Origin of the sequence: Streptomyces sp. NPDC085931 (assembly GCF_044540565.1) — a bacterium.
Taxonomy (GTDB): Bacteria; Actinomycetota; Actinomycetes; order Streptomycetales; family Streptomycetaceae; genus Streptomyces.
Genome location: NZ_JBITSK010000003.1, coordinates 70411 through 94923 on the forward strand (window position 1 = coordinate 70411; position 24513 = coordinate 94923).

Annotated in this window: 21 protein-coding genes and 1 tRNA gene; 13 read left to right on the top strand and 9 right to left on the bottom strand. The window is 70.4% G+C overall.

Translation table 11 applies throughout. The annotated features are described in order from the left end of the window. Window positions 1–52: 52 nt before the first annotated feature. On the top strand, window positions 53–1174 hold the full coding sequence (locus ACIGAN_RS06535) for an epoxide hydrolase family protein (protein WP_399855473.1): 1122 nt from the start codon (window positions 53–55) through the stop codon (window positions 1172–1174). A gap of 59 nt (window positions 1175–1233) precedes the next feature. Here the strand turns inward: ACIGAN_RS06535 and ACIGAN_RS06540 are convergent, their stop codons facing one another. Continuing rightward, window positions 1234–1815: a TetR/AcrR family transcriptional regulator gene (locus tag ACIGAN_RS06540; RefSeq protein WP_399855475.1), complete on the bottom strand. Its 582-nt coding sequence runs from the start codon at window positions 1813–1815 to the stop codon at window positions 1234–1236. Between the two features lie 122 nt (window positions 1816–1937). Here ACIGAN_RS06540 and ACIGAN_RS06545 point away from each other — a divergent pair, with 122 nt between their 5' ends. Further along, entirely contained in the window at window positions 1938–2720 is a 783-nt protein-coding gene (locus tag ACIGAN_RS06545; protein WP_399855478.1) for a creatininase family protein, read from the top strand. Window positions 2721–2771: 51 nt separating this feature from the next. Here ACIGAN_RS06545 and ACIGAN_RS06550 read toward each other — a convergent pair whose 3' ends face one another. Both ACIGAN_RS06550 and ACIGAN_RS06555 read right to left on the bottom strand, forming a co-directional pair. Beyond that, complete coding sequence (locus ACIGAN_RS06550) at window positions 2772–4166, bottom strand: amidase (RefSeq protein WP_399855481.1); 1395 nt, start codon at window positions 4164–4166, stop codon at window positions 2772–2774. Beyond that, window positions 4153–4371: a hypothetical protein gene (locus ACIGAN_RS06555; RefSeq protein WP_365742709.1), complete on the bottom strand. Its 219-nt coding sequence runs from the start codon at window positions 4369–4371 to the stop codon at window positions 4153–4155. The genes ACIGAN_RS06550 and ACIGAN_RS06555 overlap by 14 nt, the downstream gene beginning before the upstream one ends. Before the next feature lie 240 nt (window positions 4372–4611). On the opposite strand from ACIGAN_RS06555, the gene ACIGAN_RS06560 reads away from it, so the two are divergent. Then, window positions 4612–5541 (top strand): MBL fold metallo-hydrolase, encoded by a 930-nt coding sequence (locus ACIGAN_RS06560; protein WP_399855484.1) that lies wholly within the window; start codon window positions 4612–4614, stop codon window positions 5539–5541. A 129-nt stretch (window positions 5542–5670) separates the two neighbouring features. Here the strand turns inward: ACIGAN_RS06560 and ACIGAN_RS06565 are convergent, their stop codons facing one another. After that, window positions 5671–6672, bottom strand: coding sequence for an AraC family transcriptional regulator (locus ACIGAN_RS06565; protein WP_399855486.1), 1002 nt, complete (start codon window positions 6670–6672; stop codon window positions 5671–5673). A gap of 90 nt (window positions 6673–6762) precedes the next feature. Between ACIGAN_RS06565 and ACIGAN_RS06570 the strand changes: the two genes are divergently transcribed. Both ACIGAN_RS06570 and ACIGAN_RS06575 read left to right on the top strand, forming a co-directional pair. Further along, complete coding sequence (locus ACIGAN_RS06570; protein ID WP_399855488.1) at window positions 6763–7599, top strand: NAD(P)H-binding protein; 837 nt, start codon at window positions 6763–6765, stop codon at window positions 7597–7599. 104 nt (window positions 7600–7703) lie between these two features. Further along, window positions 7704–8303 carry an NAD(P)H-dependent oxidoreductase gene (locus ACIGAN_RS06575; RefSeq protein WP_399855491.1) on the top strand — a complete coding sequence of 200 codons (600 nt, stop codon included), beginning with the start codon at window positions 7704–7706 and terminating at the stop codon, window positions 8301–8303. An 11-nt stretch (window positions 8304–8314) separates the two neighbouring features. Here ACIGAN_RS06575 and ACIGAN_RS06580 read toward each other — a convergent pair whose 3' ends face one another. Then, on the bottom strand, window positions 8315–8764 hold the full coding sequence (locus ACIGAN_RS06580; RefSeq protein WP_399855493.1) for a winged helix-turn-helix transcriptional regulator: 450 nt from the start codon (window positions 8762–8764) through the stop codon (window positions 8315–8317). Window positions 8765–8917: 153 nt separating this feature from the next. On the opposite strand from ACIGAN_RS06580, the gene ACIGAN_RS06585 reads away from it, so the two are divergent. Continuing rightward, window positions 8918–9646, top strand: coding sequence for an SDR family NAD(P)-dependent oxidoreductase (locus ACIGAN_RS06585; protein ID WP_365095217.1), 729 nt, complete (start codon window positions 8918–8920; stop codon window positions 9644–9646). A gap of 104 nt (window positions 9647–9750) precedes the next feature. Here the strand turns inward: ACIGAN_RS06585 and ACIGAN_RS06590 are convergent. Then, window positions 9751–9824, bottom strand: a tRNA-Trp gene (locus ACIGAN_RS06590). Window positions 9825–10561: 737 nt separating this feature from the next. On the opposite strand from ACIGAN_RS06590, the gene ACIGAN_RS06595 reads away from it, so the two are divergent. From ACIGAN_RS06595 to ACIGAN_RS06610, 4 genes are all read left to right on the top strand, one after another. Continuing rightward, window positions 10562–11974 (top strand): non-reducing end alpha-L-arabinofuranosidase family hydrolase, encoded by a 1413-nt coding sequence (locus tag ACIGAN_RS06595; protein WP_399855496.1) that lies wholly within the window; start codon window positions 10562–10564, stop codon window positions 11972–11974. Window positions 11975–12068: 94 nt separating this feature from the next. Then, a complete protein-coding gene (locus ACIGAN_RS06600; RefSeq protein WP_399855498.1) occupies window positions 12069–13715 on the top strand; it encodes a glycoside hydrolase family 27 protein in 1647 nt (548 codons plus the stop codon). A gap of 232 nt (window positions 13716–13947) precedes the next feature. Further along, window positions 13948–15597, top strand: coding sequence for a glycoside hydrolase 43 family protein (locus tag ACIGAN_RS06605; RefSeq protein ID WP_399855501.1), 1650 nt, complete (start codon window positions 13948–13950; stop codon window positions 15595–15597). 62 nt (window positions 15598–15659) lie between these two features. After that, the gene (locus ACIGAN_RS06610) at window positions 15660–16625 is read left to right on the top strand and encodes a glycoside hydrolase family 6 protein (RefSeq protein ID WP_399855503.1); all 966 of its coding nucleotides are present in this window, start codon (window positions 15660–15662) and stop codon (window positions 16623–16625) included. A gap of 151 nt (window positions 16626–16776) precedes the next feature. On the opposite strand, the gene ACIGAN_RS06615 is transcribed toward ACIGAN_RS06610, so the two are convergent. Further along, entirely contained in the window at window positions 16777–18618 is a 1842-nt protein-coding gene (locus tag ACIGAN_RS06615; RefSeq protein ID WP_399855506.1) for an FG-GAP-like repeat-containing protein, read from the bottom strand. A gap of 67 nt (window positions 18619–18685) precedes the next feature. Beyond that, window positions 18686–19417: a hypothetical protein gene (locus ACIGAN_RS06620; RefSeq protein WP_399855509.1), complete on the bottom strand. Its 732-nt coding sequence runs from the start codon at window positions 19415–19417 to the stop codon at window positions 18686–18688. A 409-nt stretch (window positions 19418–19826) separates the two neighbouring features. On the opposite strand from ACIGAN_RS06620, the gene ACIGAN_RS06625 reads away from it, so the two are divergent. Then, complete coding sequence (locus ACIGAN_RS06625; RefSeq protein WP_365742732.1) at window positions 19827–20915, top strand: hypothetical protein; 1089 nt, start codon at window positions 19827–19829, stop codon at window positions 20913–20915. A 56-nt stretch (window positions 20916–20971) separates the two neighbouring features. Continuing rightward, a complete protein-coding gene (locus tag ACIGAN_RS06630) occupies window positions 20972–21472 on the top strand; it encodes a hypothetical protein (protein ID WP_399856204.1) in 501 nt (166 codons plus the stop codon). A 50-nt stretch (window positions 21473–21522) separates the two neighbouring features. Here ACIGAN_RS06630 and ACIGAN_RS06635 read toward each other — a convergent pair whose 3' ends face one another. Further along, window positions 21523–23061: an NHL domain-containing protein gene (locus ACIGAN_RS06635; RefSeq protein ID WP_399855512.1), complete on the bottom strand. Its 1539-nt coding sequence runs from the start codon at window positions 23059–23061 to the stop codon at window positions 21523–21525. Between the two features lie 499 nt (window positions 23062–23560). Between ACIGAN_RS06635 and ACIGAN_RS06640 the strand changes: the two genes are divergently transcribed. Continuing rightward, on the top strand, window positions 23561–24487 hold the full coding sequence (locus ACIGAN_RS06640) for a LysR family transcriptional regulator (protein WP_399855515.1): 927 nt from the start codon (window positions 23561–23563) through the stop codon (window positions 24485–24487). Window positions 24488–24513 lie beyond the last annotated feature (26 nt).

Sequence of the window (24513 nt, forward strand, 5' to 3'; positions counted from 1 at the left end):
ACCGGGATGTGGAATCGAGACACGCTTCAGACGATCGAGAGGACGACCGAGCATGATCAGCACGGAACGGGCCGCTGCCCCTGTCGTGGAGCAGTCGGTGCTCGACGACCTGCGCCTGCGCCTGCGCGGCTACCGCCGGGTCGACGTCCCCACCGGGTTCGGATGGGCGCGCGGTGTCGACGGCGACTACCTCGCGGATCTCATCTCCTCCTGGGCCCACTCCTACGACTGGCGCGAGCACGAAGCCCGGCTCCGTGCCCTGCCCTGGGTCCTCGCCGGCCGGGACGACGCGCCGGTGCGGGCGATCCATCTGCGGGCGGCGCGCGCCGACGCGGTGGCGGTGCTGCTCCTGCACGGGTGGCCCGACTCCGTCCTGCGGTTCGAGAGGGTCTGGCCCCTGCTGTCCGACCTGCACGTGGTCGTCCCGGCCCTGCCCGGCTTCCCGTTCGCCGCACCGGTCGCCCGCCGCGGCATGTCGTCCGGGGACATGGCCGAAGCGGTCGCGAGCGCGATGAGCGAACTCGGCTACGAGCGCTACGTCGTGTCCGCCGGTGATGTGGGCTGCGACGTCGCCGAGGCACTGGCCGCCGCTCACCCCGACCGCGTCGCCGCCCTGCACCTGACGGACGTGTCGCAGTACCGCTTCCTGGTGGACCCGCCGACGGACCTGTCCGACGCGGAGCGGGCGTACGTCCGGCACGGTCATCGCTGGCAGGCCGCGGAGGGCGGTTACATGCACGAACAGGCCACCAAGCCGCACACGTTGGCGGTGGCACTCGGTGACTCGCCCGCGGGGCTGGCCGCCTGGATCGTGGAGAAGCTGCGGGCGTGGACCGACTGCGGTGGAGACCTGGAACAGGTGTTCACCCGGGACGAGTTGCTCACGTGGATCACCGCGTACTGGGTCAGTGGTGCCATCGGCACCTCCTTCACCCCTTACGCCGAGAGCGGGCCGAAACCGGCCGGGCGCATCGACGTCCCCGCGGCTTTCACGATCTTCCCGAAGGACCTCGTCAACGCGCCCCGCGAGTTCGCGGCACGCTTCTTCGACGTGCGGTCCTGGACGGAGGAGCCCGCCGGTGGTCACTTCGCGGCCTGGGAGTGCCCGTCGGAGTACGCCACCGGGGTCCGCACGGCGGTGGACCTGGCGAGGCGGGGGGCTGGGTCCCCGTGATCCTGTTCGCCCGGTCGGCGGCGCCGCTTCAGGCGGTGGAGCCGGTGGATGCCTCGCCCTCACGCGTTACGAGCAGACCGCTCACGCGTTTCGAGCAGACCGCTCACCAACTGACGGGCGTAGGGGGTTTCCAGCCCTTCCGGGCGGAAGAGGATGCGGTACATCATCGGGGCGACGACCTTGTCGATCACCGTCTCGACGTCGGGTGTCGTCTCCCCCCGGGCCCGTGCCCGGGTGAGGACGACGTCGATCTGCTCGGCGGCGTAGGCCGAACACTGGCCCGCATTGGTGCCGTCAGGGTCGCCGAGCAGGGCGTCGCGGATGTAGACGCGGCCCGGAGGTGAGGACATCTCCTCCAGGAACTCCTCGGCCCACGCGGTCAGGTCCGCGGAGAGGTCCCCGTGGTCCGTCGGAGGCGCCTCCGGCCGCAGGCGTTCCACCGCCACGTCCGAAAGCAGCTCCCGGAGGTCGCCCCAGCGGCGGTAGACGGTCGAGGGGGTGACGCCCGCGCGAGCGGCGACCAGCGGCACGGTGAGGGCGTCCCGGCCCAGTTCGGCGGTGAGTTCGCGCACGGCGCCGTGCACCGCCTGCTGGACCCGGGCGCTGCGCCCGCCGGGGCGCAGCATCGGCTTTCGACTCATACAGCCACCTTAAGGCAAAGCCGTTGCGTCTAGCCGGGATCCGCCGTAGCCTCACTAAGGCTAAATATTAGCTTTAGCGTGTACAGGATCCTCCTCCAGGCCCCCGAGAAAGGCTCATCGTCGTGCCGAACACCCCCGAAAGCGGTGAACACCGCTGGAACCATCTCACCGCGCCCGCACTGCGGCATCTGGCCGCCCAGGACGCGGTCGTGCTGCTGCCGGTCGGCTCGACCGAGCAGCACGGCGCGCACCTGCCGACCGGCGTGGACGACTTCCTCGCTGCCGAGGTCTGCCGCCGAGCCGCCGCCCTGGCCGCACCCACGCCGGTCGTGGTGGCGCCGTCCGTGTGGTGCGGCTTGGCCGAACACCACATGCCGTTCGGCGGCACCCTGACCCTGTCCCTGTCCACGCTGCACGCGCTGTTGCGGGACGTGTGCCGGTCCATCCTGCGGGCCGGGTTCCGCCGCGTGCTGCTCGTCAACGGGCACGGCGGCAATGTCACGGCCCTCAACGCCCTCGTCAACGAACTGACCGCAGAGCTGTCCGCTCCCCTGGCCGTGACCAGCTACTTCACCGCCGGCCGGGAGGTGATCGCCGGCGTTCTCGAGACGCAGGAGTCCCTCATGCACGCCTGCGAGGGGGAGACGTCGATGGCGCTGGCCGCCTTCCCCTCCCTGGTCCGCGAGGAGGAACTGCCGCAGGCGGTCGGACCGGCGATCTGGCTTCAGTCGGAAGACGCCTCCCCGGTGTACCGGTCCGTGCCGTTCGACGCCCTCGCGCCGAACGGCACGGCGGGTGACGCGCGGGGCGCGACCGCGGCCAAGGGCGAGCGCATGCTCGACGGCTGCGCGCGGGCACTGGCGGAGCTGCTCCGCTCCGGCGTGTGGCCGGACGACGGACGCTGAGCCGAGCGCCGGGTGCCGCCCCTCCCCCGACGGAGGGGCGGCACCCGCGCGTCAGGCGACCGGCGCCAACTCCGCAGCGGGGCAGGCCATTTCGTAGGCGTGTCCCGCACGCAGCAGGACCTGTTCGGCGAGCGGCCGTCCGAGGAGCTGCATGCCGATCGGCAGCCCTGCCCGGTCCCGGCCGACCGGGAGCGACAGCGAGGGAACGCCGGTGATGTTGGCGGGAGCGGACAGGCGTACGTAGGCGTCGGAGACGCTTTCGACGGTACCGTCCGGCCAGGTGACCGTTTCCTGGCCGGCCGGTACGGCGGTCAGCGGGACGGTGGGCGCGGCGATCACGTCGATGTCCGTCATCATGCGCGCCCATTCCCGGCGCATCAGGGTGCGGGCCCGCTGGGCGCGCAGATAGTCCCCGGCGGACATCAGTGCACCGGCCTCCAGCAGGATGCGCACGTCCGCTCCGTACAGGTCGGGGGCCGCGCGCAGGGTGCGCTCGTGGTAGGCGGTGGCCTCGGGAACCATCAGGCCCCACTGGGTGGCCTGGATGTACCGCGTCAGGGGGATCTCGACGTCGACCGGTCGCGCACCCAGCTCCCGCAGCTGTTCGATGGCCCGCCGTACCGCCGACTCCACCTCCGGGTCGACGTGCTCGAAGTAGTAGTTGACGGGGACGCCCACCCGCAGGCCCGCCAGGTCGGTTCCGCCTGCGGGCCGGTGGTCGAGGGGGGCGGCGCCGTCCAGGCCGGCCGGGTCGCGCGGGTCGTGGCCGACGAGGGCGGCGAGGACCAGCCCGGCGTCCTCCACCGTGCGCGTGATCGGGCCGACGTGGTCCAGCGACCAGGCCAGTGAGGTCACCCCGTGCCGGGGAACCAGGCCGTAGGTCGGTTTCAGCCCGACGACCCCGTTGAGCGCGGAGGGCACCCGGATGGAGCCGCCGGTGTCGGTGCCCAGGGCGAAGGTCGCCGCCCCGGCCGCGACGGCCACGGCGGATCCGCCGCTGGAACCACCGGCGACGCGGTCCGGGTTCCAGGCGTTGCGGGTCTGCGGGGTGGTCAGGCCGTACGCGAACTCGTGGGTGTGCGTCTTGCCGATCAGGACCGCCCCGGCCGCCGCGAGCCGGGCCGCGACCGTGCTGTCGCGGTGGGCACGATGGCCGGCCCGGACGCGGGAACTGGCGGTGGTGGGGGCGTCGGCGACGTCGATGAGGTCCTTCAGTCCCATCGGCACACCGTGCAGCGGACCGAGCGCCCGGCCCTCGCTCACGGCTCGCTCGGCGGCGCGGGCCGCCTGGCGGGCCCGGTGGGCCGTCACGGTGACGTAGGCCCCCAGCCGCGGTTCCACCCGCTCCACGCGCTCCAGTACCGAGTCGACCAGTTCCACGGGCGACAGCCGCCGGCGACGGATCTCCTCTGCGGCCGAGGAGAGTGACAACTCAAACGGCTGCATCGAACTGCTCCTCCTCGCGGTCGTGGACGCGGTACGCGGCGGCGGGCGGGACGTCGCCGAAGTCGAGTTCGCGCAGGAGGGCCACCACCGAGTGGATGTACTGCGCGGTGGCAGCCACCTGAGCGTGCCGATCGGCGGGCAACGGCTGCCCGCAGCGCTCTGCCCAGCGGGCCGCTTCCTGGGGGGTGAGGTCCGGTGCGGACACATGGCCTCCTAAAGCCAATCATTTGCGTTAACGGACGATAGGGCCTACCGTGCCTTAAATCAAACGCATAGCTTTAATCGTTCGTGCACTCGCGCCCCGCACGGACGTCGAGAAGGGGAAGGCGTGTCCTGCGCCGCACGTCCCGGTCCTGGCCGCCGCCCTGCTGGTCCGCCTGACCCTCACCGTCGCCGGGTGCGCCCGGCCCGGTCGTCCGCTTCGCACACAGGAAGACATCCGCGCATGAAGAACCCCCCGGCCACGGCCCCGCAGCCCCGCCTCGACGCCGCTTGGAGGGTCGGCCGCATCACCGTCCACCGCATCGACGAGACCGAGCTTCCGCCCGCCACCGGCCCCTGGCTGCTGCCCGACGCCACCCCGGACGTCGTCGCCCGCCAGAGCTGGCTCCGTCCCGACTTCGTGGACGCCGAGCACGGCATCCGTCTCAACAGCCACAGCTTCGCGGTGCGAGCGGGCGGCCTCCGCGTCCTGGTCGACACCGGCATCGGCAACGGCAAGCCGCGCGCCAACCCCGCCTGGAACGACCTGCGCACCGGCTACCTCGACCGCCTGACCGCCGCCGGGTTCGCCCCCGACAGCGTCGACCTGGTGATCCTCACCCACCTGCACACCGACCACGTCGGCTGGAACACACGGGAACAGGACGGCACTTGGGTGCCGACGTTCCCCCACGCCCGTTACCTCACCTCCCGCACCGAGCGGGAGTTCTGGGCCGGGTACGCCATGGACGAATCACGCCGGCAGATGTTCCGGGACTCCGTCCTGCCGGTCGAGGACGCCGGGCTGCTCGACCTGGTCGACGTCCCCGGGGAAGGCACCGAAGTGGCCCCCGGGGTACGGCTGCTACCCACCCCCGGTCACACCCCCGGCCACGTCACCGTCGAGCTGACGGACGGCGGCGAGCGGGCGCTGATCACCGGCGACTGCGTGCACCACCCCGTGCAGTTCGCCCACCCCGGCATCGGCAGCTGCGTCGACATCGACCCGGGTCTCGCCGAGACCACCCGCCGCAGGCTGCTCGACTCCGTCGCCGGCACCGACACCCTCGTCCTGGGCACCCACTTCCCGCCACCGACCGCGGGTCGCGTCATCGCTCACGGGAATGCCTACCGACTCGACCCGGTGGCACCGGCGTCCGCGTCGCACGGCTGAAACGCGTCGACGGGCTCCACCTCGGCGCAGGGCAGGACGTCACCCGCTCGGCCCCGCACGATGCCGGACAGCCCGCCCGGCATCGGCTCCGGTTCGGAGCAAGGACCGGCAGGCCGCTCGACCGGGGCACTACGGCTGGGCAGACCGCCCAAGCCCATGGGAGGCGACCTCGGCCTGCTGCGCGGAGCGCGGCTGGGGTGGGGCCGTCGCGGTGCGCCGGTATGCGCTGGGACTGATGCCGCGGACCCGTTTGAACGCCGCGCTGAACGCGAACGCGTCGGAGTAGCCCACGGCGCGGGCGACCTGGGCGACGGTCATCGTCTCGCGCTCGGTCAGCAGGTCCGCCGCGAGCGTCATGCGCCAGCGGGTGAGGTAGGTCAGCGGCGGCTCGCCGACCAGGTCGGTGAACCGCTTCGCCAGCGTGGCCCGCGACACTCCCGTCCGGTCGGCCAGCGAGGCAACCGTCCACGGCGCCGACGGTTCCCCGTGCAGCAGGCGCAGCGCGCCGCCCACCACCGGGTCGCGCCCGGCGGAGTACCAGCCCGGCGGAGTGCCGCCGGGCCGGTCGAAGTACTCGCGCAGGGCGCACACCAGCATCCAGTCCAGCAGCCGGTCCAGGACGACCTGCTGACCCGGCGTGTCGGCGGCGACCTCGGCGGCGAGATGGTCCCACACGGGGTCGGGCCCGTCGCCGGACCCCACGCGCAGCACGGCGGGCAGCGCGTCCAGCAGCCTGCGGCTGATCTCGCCGCGCACCGGATAGGCACCGACGACCAGGGTCGTGGTGTCCTCCCCGCCGGTACCGGCGTCGTGCCAGCCGAGCCGGTAGCGGGTCCCGCCCTGCTCGGGCGTCGAGCAGAACGCGCCGCAGGCGACGGGTTCGGCCCGGGTGCCCACCTCGTCGACGAAGAGGAAGGGCTCGGGGCCCCGCACGATCAGTGTCTCGCCGACGCCCAGACGCTCGGGCGGGCGGCGCTCCGGCACGATCCAGCCGCCTCCGGAGAGGACGGTGCACAAGGTCAGCGGCGCACCGTCCACGAAGTGCAGCGACCAGGGCGGAGTCAGGGTCGAGCTGCCGAACAACGAGCCCTGGGCCCGCACTCCGCGCAGGAGGTCACCGAAAGCATCCACCCGCCAAGGCTAAGCGATTCAGACGATCACTTAGGTGTTCTGGCTCATCACCCATGGAATCGTCCGGGTGGGTGCCGTTGACTCGCTGGCATGAGCAACGGCATCACTCTCGTTCTCGGCGCGACGGGCAACACCGGCCGGCGGGTGGCCGCCCGGCTGCGGCTTCGCGGCACACCCGTGCGCGCCGCCTCCCGGTCCAGTCAGGTCCCCTTCGACTGGTTCCACCCGACCGGCTGGGACCAGGTCCTGCGCGGCGTCACCGTCGCCTACGTGGTACCCCCGCCCGTGCCCGGTCCGGTGCACGACTTCGTGGTGCGGGCCGAAGCGGCCGGCGTACGGCGCCTGGTCCTGCTCTCCGGCCACGGCGCCGACGATTGGGGCGACTCCCCGTTCGGACTGGACATGCGCTCGGCCGAGGAGGCCGTACGTGGCTCGGCGCTGGAATGGACCGTCCTGCGTGCCTCGAACTTCGCCCAGAACTTCGACGGGCACCCCTTCCGCGCCCCGCTGGCCGCCGGCGAGCTGGCGCTGCCGGCGGGCGCGGTCCCCGAGCCGTTCATCGACGTCGAGGACGTCGCCGACGTGGCGGCCGCGGTCCTGTCCGAGTCCGGCCGGCACGCCGGTCGAGTCTATGAGCTGACCGGGCCGCGCGGGCTGACCTGGGCGGAGGCGGTCGAGCTGATCTCCCGGGCGTCCGGGCGGCCCATCGTCTACCGGCGCGTTTCCCCGGCCGAGTACACGGCGATGTTGGTGCGGGAGGGCTGGCGCGAGGAGGAGGCCCAGCACCTTGCCGAGATGTTCGTGCTGCTGGAGCGCGGGGTTACTGCCTGGATGTCGGACGACGTCGCCACCGTGCTGGGACGCGCGCCGCGGACCTTCGAGGACTTCGTCCTGCGAGCGGCGGCAGCGGAAGCCTGGCGGCGCTGAGTCCCGCGGGTCCTTCGCCTGGAGTACCGGACCCCGCGAGGCGGAACGCCGCGGACCGCCCCGCACTTCCTCACCACCTGTCAACCACACAACTGGAGCCATCGATGCACGCCCTGCTGGTCGCCGCCAACCCGGACCCCCGGTCCCTGACGCACTACGTGCTGGGACGACTCGAGGCGGCGCTGCAACCGGTCCCGGTCGAGATCGCCGACCTGTCCGAGGAGGGGTTCGACCCCCGGTTCACAGCGGCGGATCGCCGGGCGTACCAGGAGGGCGGCACGTATCCGGCCGACGTGACGGCTGAGCACCGTCGTCTTGAGCGTGCCACCGATCTCGTGCTGGTCTTCCCCGTGTACTGGTGGTCGATGCCCGCACTGCTGAAGGGATGGATCGACCGCGTCTTCGTCAACGGCTGGGCCTTCGAGCACTCCCCCGCTACGGGCCTGCGGCCGAAACTGCAGAACCTCACCACCCATCTCCTCCCCATCGCAGGCGACGACTCCGGTGCGTACGAGCGCCACGGATACGAGAAGGCCCTGCGCACGCAGATCGAGCACGGCATCGTCGACTACTGCGGCAGCCGGCGCGGCTCCACAGCATTCATCCACCGATCCGAACAGCTCTCCCCCGAGTCCACGGTGCGCAGTGTCGACCAGGCGGTGCGGACCATCAGCGAGGCCATCCATGCCCGCCCTGCGGAATGAGGCGGGTGGGGTCACGGCTGTGTTCGTGGTGAGCGGGAGGCGTCGTAGCGGCGGCGGTTGTCGTTGATCTCTCGTCGGTGTGTGGTGGCCCAGTCGGCGAGGGCGGCGACGGAGTCCAGCAGCGTTGCGCCGAGTGGGGTGAGCGCGTAGTCGACGCGCGGGGGCACGCTGGGGTGCACCGTCCGGGTGAGGAGACCATCGCGCTCGAGTTGCCGCAGGGTCAGGGTGAGCATGCGCTGTGAGATCCCTGTGACCGCGCGGTGCAGTTCGCTGAAGCGCAGGGTGCGGTCGCGTAGTTGTCCGATGACCAGGATGCTCCACTTGTCGCCGATGAGGGCGAGGATCCGCAGTACCTGTCGGCATACCTCGTCGTCCGGCTCGCGACCGTCTGCGTCTTCTTGCCCCTGGGGTGTGGCAGCGCGGTGTTGCCCGGCCGACGAGGTGCTCCCGGGGGGCGTCATGGGTTACCTCCGTGTGCGTCACCGACATGAATGTGCCGTCTTGCCACCGGCCGGGCGGTGACAAATCATGCTGCTACTGACAAAGAGTAACTGCCTGGCGGGCCGGTCGCGGCTGCACCCAGCCCAACCGCTGTGGCGGGAAGGGATGTTGTGGTGGCGAAGACGCTCGTCATTGTCGGTGCCGGACCAGGACTGGGGATGGGCGTGGCCCGGGCTTTCGGCCGCCACGGCTTCCAGGTCGGGCTGATCGCCAGGAGCAAGGACACCCTGGACGCTCTGGTGGGAGAGTTGACCGAACTCGGCGTCACAGCAGCGGCGTTCCCCGCCGACATCCGGGACCGTGACGCGCTGGCCGGCGCCCTCAGCAGTGCTGCGGCGAAGCTGGGACCGGTCGATGTCCTGGAGTACAGTCCCAGCCCGACCGGACCGATCACCGCCGCCGCGCAGACCACGGTGGAATCCGCCGGCGCGCAGTTCGAGTTGCATGTGCTGGGCGCGGTGACGGCCGTCGGACAGGTACTGCCGCAGATGCGTGCCCGTGGCGTGGGGACACTGCTGCTGACCACCGGCGTGTCCTCCACGATCGCCGCGCCGTTCCTGGCCAACGTGGGCCTGGCCATGGCGGGCCTGCGCAACTGGGCGCACGCCCTGCACGCCGAACTCGGCCCCCAGGGCATCCACGCGGCCACGGTGACGATCGCCTCCGGCGTCATCCCCGGCGACGAAGTGGCCGACCCTGATGCCATCGGTGCCCGCTACTACAGGCTGTACCAGCAGCGGGACCGCGTGGAAGAGGTCATCGGCGACCCGGAGGCCTTCCGCGCCCTCGTCACCGAGTGGGCAGCCGGGCAGGACCGGCCGGCTGCGACGGCGGCGGAGTAGGCGCATCCCCTCGGCGCGGAACCGGCCCGCCGAACGGAGCCTCCGGTAGCCCCCGGGGGGGGAGCGCTCGGCCATCTCGGGCGGGCGGCGGGTCGGTCGTCGAGCAGGGGTGACAGGAGTCGAACCTGCGGCATCCGGTTTTGGAGACCGGCGCTCTGACCAGCTGAGCTACACCCCTTCGGTGTGCTCCGAGCCTCCCACGCCGCGGAAGCGCGGCGCCACTCGATATTCCGGCGCCCGGTTGCGGACCGACTCGTGTGCATCCGGCCGGATCTCGTCATCGCGCGGACCGCAGAAGTCCGCGCGCGGTGGGGCCGAGTTGCAGGGGCGTACGGTCCGTGCGAGACAGGGGATGGTGCCGGTTTCCGGCCAACATTCGTTCTCCGACACCATCGCCGGTCATCTCCGCATGGCACAGCCATGTTTGACGCAGTGTCAGGGCTCAAGTCGGACGAAACCCGCGGGTAGTCAAGTCTTCCCCGTCGCGAGACTAGACAGGAGCAACGTTCGTACCCGTTAATCCATCCCATGCGTCGCTCGAGAGGGTCGATCGAACGGAGGCAGCAAGGGACGAGCACGTGCCCGCACCGAAGACCGGGCAGCCACCTTCCCCGTCGAAAGGTGTGAGATGTCTTCCTCCGTGAGCAGACGGCGCCGCATGCACATGGCCGGGGCCACCGTCGGCGCCCCGCCTGTCCGCTCGACGCCGAGCCGCGAGGTGCGCGGCGGCAAGTGGCCTGCCAGCGGGGGCACTTCCACCGCGGCCGGCCGGTTCCCGGCTCAAGACTGACCCCCTCTAAACGCATTGTGATCGCTGTCCCCGCTCCCGCTTGCGCGACACTTCGACCAATGTTCGCTATATCGAACATCCGGGGTGCAGCGCGGCAACCGCTCACTCAAGGAATGAGACCCCCCATGCGCACACGTGGTTTCGGCCGCAGACATCTGGCTGTCGCGCTCGCGGCCCTGGTCGCTTCGGCGACGGCACTCGCCGCCGGTCCGGCTCAGGCGGCCGGCAGCGGCGCGTTGCGCGGCGCCGGTTCCGGCCGATGTCTCGACGTGCCGAACGCCGGCCGGACGGACGGCACGAAGCTGCAGATCTGGGACTGCACGGGCGGGACCAACCAGCAGTGGACGCTGACGGACGACAACCGGCTGCGCGTGTACGGCGACAAGTGCCTGGACGTGCCCGGCCACGCCACCACGGCCGGTACGCGGGTGCAGATCTGGGCCTGCCACGGCGGCGCGAACCAGCAGTGGCGGGTCAACTCCGACGGCACGATCGTCGCGGTGGAGTCCGGGCTCTGCCTGGACGTCAGCGGCGGTGCCACCGGCAACGGCACGCCGGTGCAGCTCTGGAACTGCACCGGCGGCACCAACCAGAAGTGGACGGGGCTGTCCGCGCCACCGGGCGGCACATGTGCTCTTCCGTCGGCGTACCGGTGGTCGTCGACCGGCCCGTTGGCGCAACCGTCGAACGGCTGGGTCGCACTGAAGGACTTCACCACCGTGCCGTACCACGGCAAGCAGCTGGTCTACGCGACCACCTCGGACGGTTCGTCGTGGGGCACGATGGCGTTCCGTCCCTTCACCAACTGGTCGGACATGGCGACGGCCGGCCAGACCGCGATGAACCCGGGCCTGGCAGTGGCGCCCAAGCTGTTCTACTTCGCGCCCAGGAACATCTGGGTGCTGACCTCCAACGGCTGGGGTACCGCCTGGCCGTTCACCTATCGCACGTCCAGCGACCCCACCGACCCCAACGGCTGGTCCGCCCCGCAGCCGCTGTTCACCGGCAGCCTCCCCGAAGGCGGCCCGATCGACCCGACCGTGATCGCCGACGATCAGAACATGTACATGTTCTTCGCCGATGACAACGGCAAGATCTACAAGTCGACCATGCCGATCGGCGCCTTCCCGGGCAGCTTCGGCTCGTCGTACACCACGGTGATGAGCGACACGAAGGAGAAGCTGTTCGAGGCGCCGGAGGTGTACAAGATCAAGGGCCAGAACCAGTACCTCATGATCGTCGAGGCGATGGGGGCGAACGGCCGCTACTTCCGCTCCTTCACCGCCTCCAGTCTGAACGGTCCGTGGACCCCGCAGGCCGGCAGCGAGAGCAGCCCCTTCGCCGGCAAGGCCAACAGTGGCGCCACCTGGACCGACGACATCAGTCACGGCGACCTGGTCCGCACCACCCCCGACCAGACCATGACCGTCGACCCCTGCAACCTGCAGTTCCTCTACCAGGGCAGGAGCCCCGCGTCGGACGGCATCGACTACGTGAAACTGCCGTACCGGCCGGGCCTCCTCACCCTGCGACGCTGACCGGCGCGCACATGACCGCACACTCCTGACCTGTCGATACCTGTCGATCAGGCCCGCGAAGCGGTGACCGCTTCGCGGGCCAGGAAGGAACCCCATGGTTTCCTTGCACAGACGACTGCTGCGGCTCCTCACGGCCACCGCGCTGACGCTCAGTGCCTGCGTCACGGCCTCCGTCGGCACGACCGCCCAGGCCGCGCCGGGCAGCCCCGCGCTCACCCCGCCGCTCGGCTGGAACAGCTGGAACAGCTTCGGGTGCGGGATCACCGAGGCCCAGGTCCGCCAGGCCGCCGACGCGATGGTCTCCTCCGGCATGAAGGCCGCGGGTTACCAGTACGTCGTCGTCGATGACTGCTGGTTCGACCCCCAGCGCGACGCGGCGGGCAACCTGCGGTCCAACCCGACCAAGTTCCCCAGCGGCATGAAGGCGCTCGGGGACTACATCCACAGCAAGGGCCTGAAGTTCGGTATCTACCAGGCGCCCAACGAGAAGACCTGCGCCCAGGGCGTGGGCACCTACCCCGGCTCGACCGGCAGCAAGGGTCACGAGGCCCAGGACGCCGCCACGTTCGCCTCCTGGGGCGTGGACTACCTCAAGTACGACTGGTGCTCCGGCAGCGGCACCCTCAGCGAGCAGGTCGCGCAGTTCACCCTCATGCGTGACGCCCTGCGCGCCACCGGCCGTCCGATCGTCTACAGCATCAACCCCAACAGCTTCCACTCCCCCACCGGCGACAAGTACAACTGGGGCCAAGTGGCCGACCTGTGGCGGACGACCGAGGACCTGCTCGACATCTGGCAGAACGGCAACACCAACAGCTACCCCATGGGCGTCGGCAACGTCCTGGACGTCACCGCGCCGCTGGCGGCCCAGTCGGGGCCGGGGCACTGGAACGACCCGGACATGCTCGTGGTCGGCCGCCCCGGTCTGTCACTGACCGAGTCCCGTTCCCACTTCGCGCTGTGGGCGCTGATGAGCGCCCCTCTCATCGCGGGCAACGACATCCGCACCATGTCCGCTGACGTGAGCGCGATCCTGCGCAACCCGCGCCTGCTCGCGGTGAACCAGGACTCGCTGGGCGCGGGCGGTCGCCGGGTGCGCGACGACGGCGACACGGAGGTGTTCGCCAAGCGCCTGTCCGACGGCTCGGTCGCCGTGGGCCTGTTCAACCGAGGCAGCAGCACCACGACCATCACGACCGACGCCGCCCAAGTCGGCCTGGCCGGAGGGTCGTTCACCCTCACCGACCTGTGGACCGGCGGCACGTCCAGCACCTCCGGGCAGATCTCCGCGAGCGTCCCGGCACACGGTGTCGCCGTGTACAGGATGACCGGTGGCAGCCCACTGGCCTCCACCACCGGGCGCCTGCGCGGCGGCGGGTCCGGCCGCTGCCTGGACGTGGACGGCGCCGCCACCGCGGCCGGGTCGAAGACGCTGCTGTGGGACTGCCACACCGCCGCCAACCAGCTCTGGACCAGCTGGGCCGGAGGCGAGATCCGCGTCTACGGCGACAAGTGCCTGGACGCCTCCGGCCGTGGCACCACCAACGGCACGCCGGTCGTCATCTGGCCTTGCAACGGCCAGGACAACCAGAAGTGGACGGTCGGCTCCGACGGGTCGATTCGCAACGTCCGCGCCGGGCTGTGCCTCGACGCCAAGGAGGCCGGCTCCGCCAACGGGACCCCGGTCATCCTGTGGACCTGCAACGGCCAGAACAACCAGAAGTGGACCACGCTCCCGTGACACCCGACCCGTAACCCGTCACCTGGAGACAGCGGCCTGGGTGGGCCGCGGGCGGCTGTGCCCGCGGCCCGCTCGAAATGTTTCGATGTATGTGCCGAATATTGCGAGAACGCTTGACGCCGCCGACCGGCCTCCTATCATCCAGGGTGCTCGATAAGTCGATCGGCGTTCTATATATCGAACATGCTCCACCATGCCCCGGACAGCGGCACCCCAGCCCGAGGAGACAGACATGTCATGCCCTCGTCATCCTGTGACTCGCCGACACGCGCTGACGGCCGCCACCGGCCTGGTCACCGGAGCACTGCTGCCGCCGACCGCAACCACCCGGGCCTCCGCCGCCCCGGCAGCCTCCCACGCCCTCGATGCGGCGGCCGCCGCCTCCTACACCAACCCCGTGATCTGGCAGGACTTCGCGGACCTCGACGTCATCCGCGTCGGCGACACGTTCTACGCCTCCGCCTCGACCATGCACTACTCACCGGGCGCACCCGTGCTGCGGTCGTACGACCTCGTCAACTGGGAGATCGCGGGACACTCGGTGCCCGTCCTGGACTTCGGAGCCAAGTACGACCTGAACGGCGCACGCGGCTACGTCCGCGGCATCTGGGCCTCGACGCTCGCCTACCGCCCGAGCAACCGCACCTTCTACTGGCTCGGCCAGATCGACTTCGCCCGCACCTACGTCTACACGGCCACCGCCGCCGAGGGCCCGTGGAGCCGGCTCACGACCATCGGCACGCCCTACTACGACGCCGGACTGCTCGTCGACAGCGACGACACCCTGTACGTGGCCTACGGCAACACCACCATCCACGTCGCCCAGCTCTCGCCCGACGGCCGCAGCCAGGTCAGATCGCAGCAGGTGTTCTCGACACCGTCGAGCATCGGCACGCTCGAGGGTGCCCGCTTCTACAAGATCAACGGGCAGTACTACATCTTCCTCACCCGCCCCGCCAACGGTCAGTACATCCTCAAGTCGTCGAGCGGCCCCTTCGGTCCGTACACGGTGCGGCAGGTCCTGCTCGACCTGCGCGGACCGATTCCCGGCGGTGGTGTGCCGCACCAGGGCGGGCTGGTGCGGACGCAGAGCGGCGCCTGGTACTACCTGGCCTTCGTCGACGCCTACCCCGGCGGCCGGATGCCCGCCCTGGCGCCGGTCACCTGGACGACGGACGGCTGGCCCGTCGTCCAACTGGTCGACGGCGCCTGGGGCACGTCGTACCCGAACCCGGCCGTGCCCGCCCCACCCCGTCAGGTCGCTCCCCTCACCGGCGTCGACACCTTCGACCGCACCGCGCTCGGTACGAGGTGGGAGTGGAACCACAACCCGGACAACACCAAGTGGTCGGCCGGCAACGGCCTGACGCTGCGGACCGCCACCGTCACCCACGACCTCTACGGCGCCCGCAACACCCTCACGCACCGCATCCAGGGCCCGACGTCCACCGCCACGGTCCAGCTCGACCACTCCGGCATGCGGGACGGCGACCGGGCCGGACTCGCGCTGCTGCGTGACTCCTCCGCGTGGATCGGGCTGAAACGTGACGGCGGCACGACGCGCGTGGTGATGGTGGACGGGCTGACCATGGACGGCAACTGGAACACCACGGGCACCGGCACCGAACGCGCGAGCGCGCCCCTGCCCGGCGGCAACCGGATCTGGCTGCGCGCCGCCGCGGACATCCGCCCAGGCTCGGCCCGCCCCGGCACCTTCTCCTACAGCACCGACGGCACGACCTTCACCCGTCTCGGCCCGGTCTTCTCCCTGGGCAACGACTGGCGCTTCTTCATGGGCTACCGCTTCGCCCTCTTCAACCACGCCACCCAGGCGCTCGGCGGCGCGGTCCGCGTCACGCGGTTCGACCTGTCCACGCCCTGAGCGACGCGTGGAGCGCACCACCGCTCATCGCCCCCACCCCCACCCCGAATCGAGGTTCCGCCTTGCGCCGCACACTGCTCGCCCTGGCCGCTGCCGTCTCCGCCGTGCCACTGGCCCTCGCCACCGCGCCCTCCGCCCACGCGGCCGACCCCACCACCCTCACCAACGGGTTCTACGTGGACCCCGACTCCAGCGCGAAGCGGTGGGTGGCGGCCAACCCCGGTGACGGCCGCGCCGCCGCCATCAACGCCTCCATCGCCAACACGCCGACGGCCCGCTGGTTCGGCTCCTGGAGCGGCACCATCGGCACCGCCACGGGGGCCTACGTGGGCGCGGCGGACCGCGTCGACAAACTGCCGCTCCTGGTCGCCTACAACATCTACCACCGCGACTACTGCGGCGGGCACTCCGCGGGCGGGGCCGCCTCACCGGCCGCCTACGCCGACTGGATCGCGCAGTTCGCCGGCGGGATCGGCAACCGCCCGGCCCTCGTCCTCCTCGAACCGGACTCCCTCGGGGACTACGGCTGCATGACCCAGGCACAGATCGACGAACGCGAGGGCATGCTCAGCGGTGCCCTCGCCCAGTTCAGCCGCCAGGCCCCCAACACCTGGGTCTACATGGACGCCGGCAACCCGCGCTGGGCCGACGCGGCCACCATGGCCCGGCGCCTGCACGAGGCCGGACTCCGGCAGGCGCACGGCTTCTCGCTCAACATCTCCAACTACATCCCCACCGCCGAGAACACCGCCTACGGCAACGCCGTCAACCGCGAACTGAGCTCCCGCTACGGCTACACCAAGCCGTTCGTCGTCGACACCAGCCGCAACGGCAACGGCTCCGACGGCCAGTGGTGCAACCCCGCGGGCCGCCGCATCGGCACACCCACCCGGCTCGGCGGAGGCGCCGAGATGCTCCTGTGGATCAAGGTGCCCGGTGAGTCGGACGGCAACTGCGGGGTGGGGCAGGGTTCCACGGCCGGACAGTTCCTCCCCGAGGTCGCCTACAAGATGATCTACGGCTACTGAGCCGGCCGGTCCTGATCGTCCGGCGCCCAGTCCGCTTCGCCGTAAGCGGCGCGGGGGAGAGCGTCGTTCGACGCTCTCCCCCGCGGTCACCGGGCGCGACACCCGTCCGTCGATGCCTGACAGGGCTTGCGGTGCAGGTCCCTCTCGGGGTTTACCGGGTGCGGAAGCGGCGGTGGAGGTTGCGGGCCACGTATACGCCCGGGCCGCCGAAGCCGACGATGTCGACGCGGCCGTCACCGGTGATGTCGGTGACGAAGCGGGGGTGGTGCTCGACCCGCCAGGCGCCCGCGTCGTCGTTGTACCCGAAGCCGCGGCACACCAGTTGGGCCCGCTCGAAGTGGCCGTCGCCGCGGTTGTGCGACACCCAGACGCCTTCGTCGCCGAAGCCGACGATGTCCGGAGTGCCGTCACCGGTGACGGCGGCGAGGAAGCGCGGGTGCTTCTTCCCCGTCCAGCCCTGGGCGGACCCGAAGTCGTTGAGGACGAGCCGGGAGGGCCCGAACGTGCCGTCGCCGCGCCCCCGTGCGACGACGACGCCCTGCGGGCCGAACCCGACGATGTCCACTCCTTCACCGCCGGTGGTCGCGATCAGGAACCGGGGGCACTCCTCGACCGAGGTCCACTCCTGGTCGGTTCCGAAGTCGTCGAGGACGTACAGCGGTTCGGCGAAGGTACCGTCCTCCTCCTGCAGGGCGATCCAGACGCCGTCGTCGTGGAAGCCGACGATGTCGAGCCTGCCGTCGCCGGTGGTGTCGGCCAGGAAGCGGGGGTGCTTGTCGGCCCGCCAGCCGCCGGCCTTCTCGTCGTGGCCGAACGCCTTGAGGGCCGGTTCGCCGGCGAGGGGCGCGAAGGTGCCGTCGGCGTCCTGGAGCGACACCCGGAAGCCGTCGTCGTGGAAGCCGGCGATGTCGAGCCTGCCGCTGCCGGTGGTGTCGGCGAGGAGACGGGGGTGCTTGTCGGCCTGCCAGGCCCCGGCCTGCGGACCGTGTCCGAACGCCTTGAGGACCGGTTGGCCGCCAGCGGCGGGCGCGAACCTCCCCTTCTCGTCCTGGAGGAACAGCCGGACGCCGTCGGCGGCGAGCACGACGCCGTCGGGCCTGCCGTCGCCCGTCGTGTCCGCGAGGGTCCACAGGTCCTTCGGGCTCGGGGAGGGGGTGGGCGGGTGCAGGACGCGCTCGTCGTCGGCGAAGGTCCCGTCGCCCTGGCCGGCCGACGCCACCGTCCCTTTTCCGGGCTTGAGTCCGACGATGTCCGCCAGGCCCGCGCCCGTGGTGTCGGCGAGGACCCGCTCACCGAGCCCGGCCCACCAGCCCGGTTGTCCGCTGGGGCAGCGAGGATCTCCGGCACGCTGCCACCCGCCGGCGTCCTGGTCGCTTCCGAAGCGCCGGAGGACGAGCAGCACGTCGCTGAAGGAGGGTGACGCGCCGGGTGCCGGCCGCAGCGCGGTCGAGCGGGCAAGGCGCCAGGACCGGCGGCCGTTCCAGTGGCTCAGGGGCGCGTAGCGCAGCACGGGGTCGCTGGTGCGCTCGGGTTCGGCCGTCACGAACCGCCATCGCTGGCCGGCGGCGCTGTCGTCTCGTTCGCGCAGGACGACCCGTGTGTGCTCGGTACCGGGGTCGTCGAGGTCGAGGACCTTGCCGTCGGTGGCGCCTTCGATGAAGTAGAGGCCCGCTTCGCCCTCGACGGGCACGAGGTGCCACTGCTGGCCCTTCCTGCCGGCTGCGGCATCCCATTGGCGGACTCCGCGGTCCGCGGCGGCGGGATCGTCGAGCACCTTGCCGCCGGCGGCGTTGCGGATCACGTAGCTCTGGTCGTCTTGTCCTTGCGCGGCCTGTACGGGGCTGAGCTGCCACTGCTCCGGGCTCGGGCCGCCGTCGGGGAAGTCGCGGACGACGAGTGCTCCGTCCGCGCCCGGTACGGCCTTGGCGCCGAGGGCTTGCCCTGTGGCGGCGTTGACGATCTGGAGTTTCAGTTCTTCCGTGGGCACGGGCATCGTGGTGCCTCTTCCAGGCGGTTGGGGCGTGGGTGTGGGGCGGATGCGGCGCGTCGGCTGTGGCGGCTCACGTGAAGACGTGGTGGTAGGGGACGTTCCACTCGTTGGGCAGCCGCGGGTAGAAGGTGTTGATGACCGTGCCCGTGAAGTCACCGCCCCAGTTGTAGGTGACGCGCACCTCGCTGTCGGCGGCCACCGTGTGGTCCTTGAAACCGAGGATGGCGTCGGGGTGGGTGATCGGCACGAACGTGATCCCGCCCCACGGTGTCACCGTGACGACCCAGAGCTGGGTGTCCTCGGGTGCGCCGTTCTTCCCGCGCCACTGGTCGCCCACCTTGTCCGGCAGGCCTACCTGGAGGGTGTCGAAGGTGGGCTTGGGGGCGTCCTGGTGGACGGTGATGCGCCGGCGCTGCGGCTTGGGCGCGCCGTCGTCACCGCGCCCGGCGTCCACGGCGCCCGGGCCGGTGCCCGCGCCGGCGGGTTTGGGCGTCACCTGGCCTGCGGCGCTTTCGAGGAAGTAGAGGGGTCGCTGGCCGAAGAAGCCGGCCGGGGTGAGGTGCCAGAGGTGGCCGTTGGCCTCCTTGGTCGCCGGGTCGAGGGTGGTGGTCAGCTTGACCCCCTTGGTGTGGTTGTCCTCCTTCAGCTCGGCCGGGCGCAGATAGCCGCCGTTGAAGGCGTGGACGAGCATGACCGGCCGGTTCTCGATCAGCGCGGCCACGATCGCGTTGTCGTAGCTGTTGACCGCCACCGGGCCGCCGACCACGAGGTTCGACATCGTGGTGCGTTCTTGGGTGTACATCGCTGAACCTCACCTGTTTGTGGATGTGACGGAAAATGAGTCATGCGCTCCGTGCGGTGATTCCGGGCGGCATCGCCCCTGCCCCTGACCTCCTCCACCCAATTCCTTCGGGCGTGAACAGGAACCGCATCACATACGTCACACACGGCGCATTCGTGAGCGCGGAATCCATGCGTGCAAGGAGATCTCGGGAAGCCATCGACCGGGTGGCCGACAGCGCTTCAACTTACGTGCCGCATAGCCGAGTTGGGACCCCCGCCAACCCCACATTCACCCGTTCGGGCGCGATGACAAAAATCCTCTTCCGGGATTTTTCAGACCCTGATACCTTCAGGCTCCGAAGAAAGTGCGCAGATGCCTGTTGCCTTTTCGCCGATTATTTTCGGCCAGATGAGTCAAGGACGGGTGAATGCCTTCCACGGCGTACAACCTGGAACGGTTCAAGCGGCATCCACTGACGAAGAAAAACCTGCGGGAACTCGGCGTCGACCTGCCGTCCCTGCTGAACCACGCCGGTCTGGTCCACACCGACAACAGCGGCGTGACGCACCGCCCCACCGGCATCTCCATCAACAAGGTGAGCTCCCCGGCGTTCGCCGGCTCCGCATTCGACCTGGGATGGCTCGCTTACATGAACCTCGGTGAACCGCTGATCGAGGAGCGGGGCGACATCACTCCGCCCCGTCCCGACACGTTCTCCTCGCGCGCCTACGTCAACCGCAGCCAGGCGCAGGAGATGACCTTCACCGACTCGGTCGACTTCACCGTGTCGAACGGGGTGACGTGGTCGCTGCACGGGGACGCCAAACTCACCTTCGGCGGCAGCGTCGGCGCACAACTGCAACTGCAGTTGCAGAACCAGCTCAAGATGGATCTCCAAGCTCAGCTCGGAACGCAGCTGCGGAACGACATGGCGAACAAGAACGCCAACACGGTCACCAACAAGAACAGCAAGGACAGTGTCGGCGTCGACAACGCCAACGCCACCGAGACGGCCACGACGAACTCGGCGGGCAACTCCGCGTCGAACTCGGTGACGAATTCGGTGGCGTTCACGACGCAAGGCAGCGCCACCGGCAGTGCGTCGCTCAACGCGCAACTGGCTCTGGGCCTCGCGGCCAGTGTCGGTGGCTCCCTGACGACCAGTTGGACCTCGAAATCGCAGATTTCCGGGAAGGTCCCGGCAGATTCCCGGGTGGAGACCATCGCCACCCAGCGGCGGGCTCACAGGCACTTCGAGTATGAGATTCCCGTGACCTTCGCCGGGTTCATCGCGGTGCAGTACGCCGTTCCGGTTCCCGTTCTGACTCCCCCGCAGCCCGGAACTCCGGGATCGGCCCATGTCGTCGCCCGTGACATCGGCGACATCGACCTGGCCGGCGGCCAGTTCCGCATCAAAGGGCGAATGGAAGTCGTCTCCGCCCTGGACGTCCATCACACGATGTTCGAAGCCGAGAGCCTCACCCACAGCCCACGCGCGCTCTACAAGGGGCCGTGACCGGGCGGCACGCCGCCACCACGACCACGACCACGACCACGACGAGGATGACGACCATGGTGTTCGACAACATCTTCGACTTCGCGAAGAACAGCGCCGGGCTTTTCGCCGTGAACGCCCAGCAGGTCAAGGCAGAACCGAGTGCGGACCTCGACGTGTTCGAGGACGCTGAGGACGGCACCTACGACGACACGAGCACGAGCCTGCTGCCCCGCGCGATCCACGGGGCTTCCGCCCGGGCGAAGGTCGTCCAGGAGGAGTCGCCCGAAGCGCGGGTCGTGCTGGGCTTCCTCGGCTCCTTCATCCGGACCACCCAGGCATCAGCCACCACCCAGGCCCAGCAACCCCATGCCGGCTCGGTGTCGGCCGCGGCGTCCGCCGGCATGAACCAAGCCAGCACCACGGTGACGGAGCACGACGGCCTGAAGAAGGACACGGACCTGGAGGACAAGCCGAAGAAGAGCGACTTCACCAAACCCCCCAAGGCGCCAGAACCCAAGGCGGAGGCGCCCAAGGCACCCAAGGCCACCGCGGAGAAGCCACCCGCGTCGGAGTAGCTCCACGGGGAGAGGGGGCAGGGGCGAGGCGCCCCTGCCCCCTTCTCGTGTCAGACGGGCAGCAACTGCCACTGCCGCGCCCGGTGATCACCCTCCGCCGCGTCCTGCCGGATCACCGCACGGGCGTTGGTGTCGACCCGCAGCAGCAGACCGCTGTTGCGGTTCACGATCTCGAACGTGCGCGGGGTGTCGGTCACCGAGCCCACCGGGATCAGCCGCCACTGCTGGTGGTGTGCGTCCGCACCCTCGTAAGCGCGCTGAGCGATGACCGCCCCCCACCTCTCCTGCGCCCCGACGACCTCCATGACCTTGCCGCTGCGCAGGTTCTCGATCCGGTACAGGACCTCGCCGTCCTCCTGGCCGGCCACGACCAGCCGCCACCGCTGGTGATCCCGCGGAGCGGTGAGGGTCTGGTGCACTTCGGCCCCGTCCGCGGTGGACTCCCGCACGACCGCCAACCGCAGCTTGCTGCGGACGTTGGCCCAGGACACCACCGTGCCCGACTCGGGCAGTCCGGTCATCCTCGCCGACGCGACCTTCCGCACCCGGTGGTTGGCGTAGTCGGCGATATAGAGGTTGTCGACGCAGTCCACGGCGAGCCCGTGCGGGCTCTTCAGCTGAGCCTTGACGGCCGGGCCGCCGTCACCGTCGGGGCCCGGGGTGCTCGTGCCGGCGACCGTGCTGATCGTTCCGTCCGCTGCGACCTTGCGGACCCGGTGGTTGTTGGTGTCGGCGATGTAGAGGGTGTCGGCGCTGTCCACCACCACCGCCATGGGCGAGTACAGGGGTGCCGAGGCCGCCTGGCCGCCGTCACCGCCGTACGTCGTGGCGCCTGTGCCGGCGACCGTGCTGATCTTCTGATCGGCCTTCGTGACCTTCCGCACCCGGTGGTTGGCGTGGTCGGCGATGTAGAGATCGCCGGCGCTGTCCACCGCCACCGCCGTCGGATTCCTCAGCTGGGCGGCGGTGGCGAGGGTGCCGTCAGGGGATAAGCCGGCGGTGCTCGTCCCGGCGACCGTGTGGATCTTCCCGTCGGCCGTGGTGATCTTCCGGATCCGGTGGTTGTTGTAGTCGGCGATGTAGAGATCGCCGACGCTGTCCACCGCCAGACCCATCGGGTGGTTCAGATGGGCGGCGGTGGCGGAGAGGCCGTCACCGCCGTAGGTCGCGGTGCCTGTGCCGGCGACGGTGTGGATCTTGCCGTCGGCCATCGTGATCTTCCGGATGCGGTTGTTGCCGGAATCGGCGATGTAGAGGTCGCCCGCGCTGTCCACGAGGAGTCCGCGCGGGGTGTGCAGCGGGGCCGAGACGGCCGGGACGCCCTCTGCCCCGCGTCCCGCGCTTCCCGTCCCCGCGACCGTGCTGATCTGGCCGTCCGTTGTGACCTTCCGGATCCGGTGCCCGCTGTATTCGGAGATGTACACGGTCCCGTCGCGGTCGACCGCGACGCCGTACGGGCCGTTCAGCTGAGCCGAACGAGCGGACTCCTTGCCCCCTTTAGGCACACCCGCGGTACCGGTCCCCGCGAACGTGCTGATCGTGGAGGCGGAGTCGCCGCCGGCTGCGGTTCCCGCTTGAGCAGTGCTCATCTTCGTTCCTTCACCGTTGATCGGCCTCCTGCTGAGGGCGGCCGTTGGTTGAAACTCATGGGTCGCGGAGGTTGCGGAGGTCGGAGGTCGCAGAGGCGCTCAGGACCGGTGGGTCACTTCGGCTGACCGTCGTGGGGGCACGTCGAGGCGGGCGCACGGACGATCCTCTGCTCGCTGCCGCGGCGTCCAAGGCATCGTCATGGTCTTCCCTCCCGAATACCCCCAGCGCCCCCAGCACCCCCGCCGGAGGAATGACCTCACGCACACGATCAACTACCCTCCGCGTTTGGACGGCAGGCCCGCCAGCAACCTCATGACGAAGCGTCAGCTTCCGCCGTGAAGCCGGATCAGCCCTCAACGCACCCCTTTACAGCGCCCCCCACCACCCCATAGAAGCGAGCGGGCTGCGGTCGCCCACCACGTCAGCAGGGGATGACTGATCGTCGCGCCGCCTTCGTCGGCCCATCGATACCTCATGGGGCTCACATAGAATTTCCGAATGCCTTCTCTTCGCGCGCTGGAATGCCTCATCGCTGTCGCGGACACCGGATCGATCACTCAGGCCGCCTTGCTGCTGCACTCCTCGCAACCGGCCGTGTCCCACCAGATCGCCTCGCTGGAGCGCGAGGCCCGCACGGCTCTGCTGCGTCGTGAGGCACGGGGGGTGCGGCTCACCGCCGCGGGGCGGGTCGCGGTCGCTGACGCCCGGCGGGCGGTCGAGGCGGCCGCCGCCGCTGTCCGGTCGGCTCGGGCGGTGGGAGAGGCCGGGGGCGGATCGCTGCGGATCGGCTGTGCGCAAAGCCTGACCGTGGCCTTGCTCGCCCCGGTGCTCCGCGACTGGCGCCGGCGCCACCCGGAAGTGGCCATCACCTTGCATGAGCTCGCCGTCATGGACGAGGCACTGAGGCTGGTCGAGGCCGACGACGTCGACGTCGCGGTGCTGCCGGACCCTCCGTCCGACCGTTTCCGGGTCACGGCCGTCGCCGAGGAGGAGATCGTGCTGGCCGCGCCCACCGGCCACCCGCTGGCCGAGCGGGCTTCCGTACGCCTCCAGGATCTCGACGGAGCGCCGCTCGTGCACTACACGGCGAGCAACGCCTTGGGAGCTTGGCTCGACCAGTCCTTCGCCCGGGCCGGGGTCCATCCGGAGGCGGTCATGCGGACGTCCGTCACGTCCACGGCACCCCAGCTCGCCGCCGCCGGGCTGGGGGTCGCGGTCTGCCCGGTGAGTGCGCTCAGCGGGGGCTTTCCGGGCGCGGTCCGCGCGTTCTCACCGCGGTGGACCAGGCAACTGATGGCGGTGACCTCCGCCGAGCCCGATCCGCTCGTCGCGCGGTTCATCGCGGGGCTGCGCCGTCGCGGAGTACGGGTCCCCCGCAGCGTGCAGACCCAGCTCGACGAAGGCGTCGTGGTCACGGGCGAGTGACCGCAGGGCGGATGAGGTATCCAAAA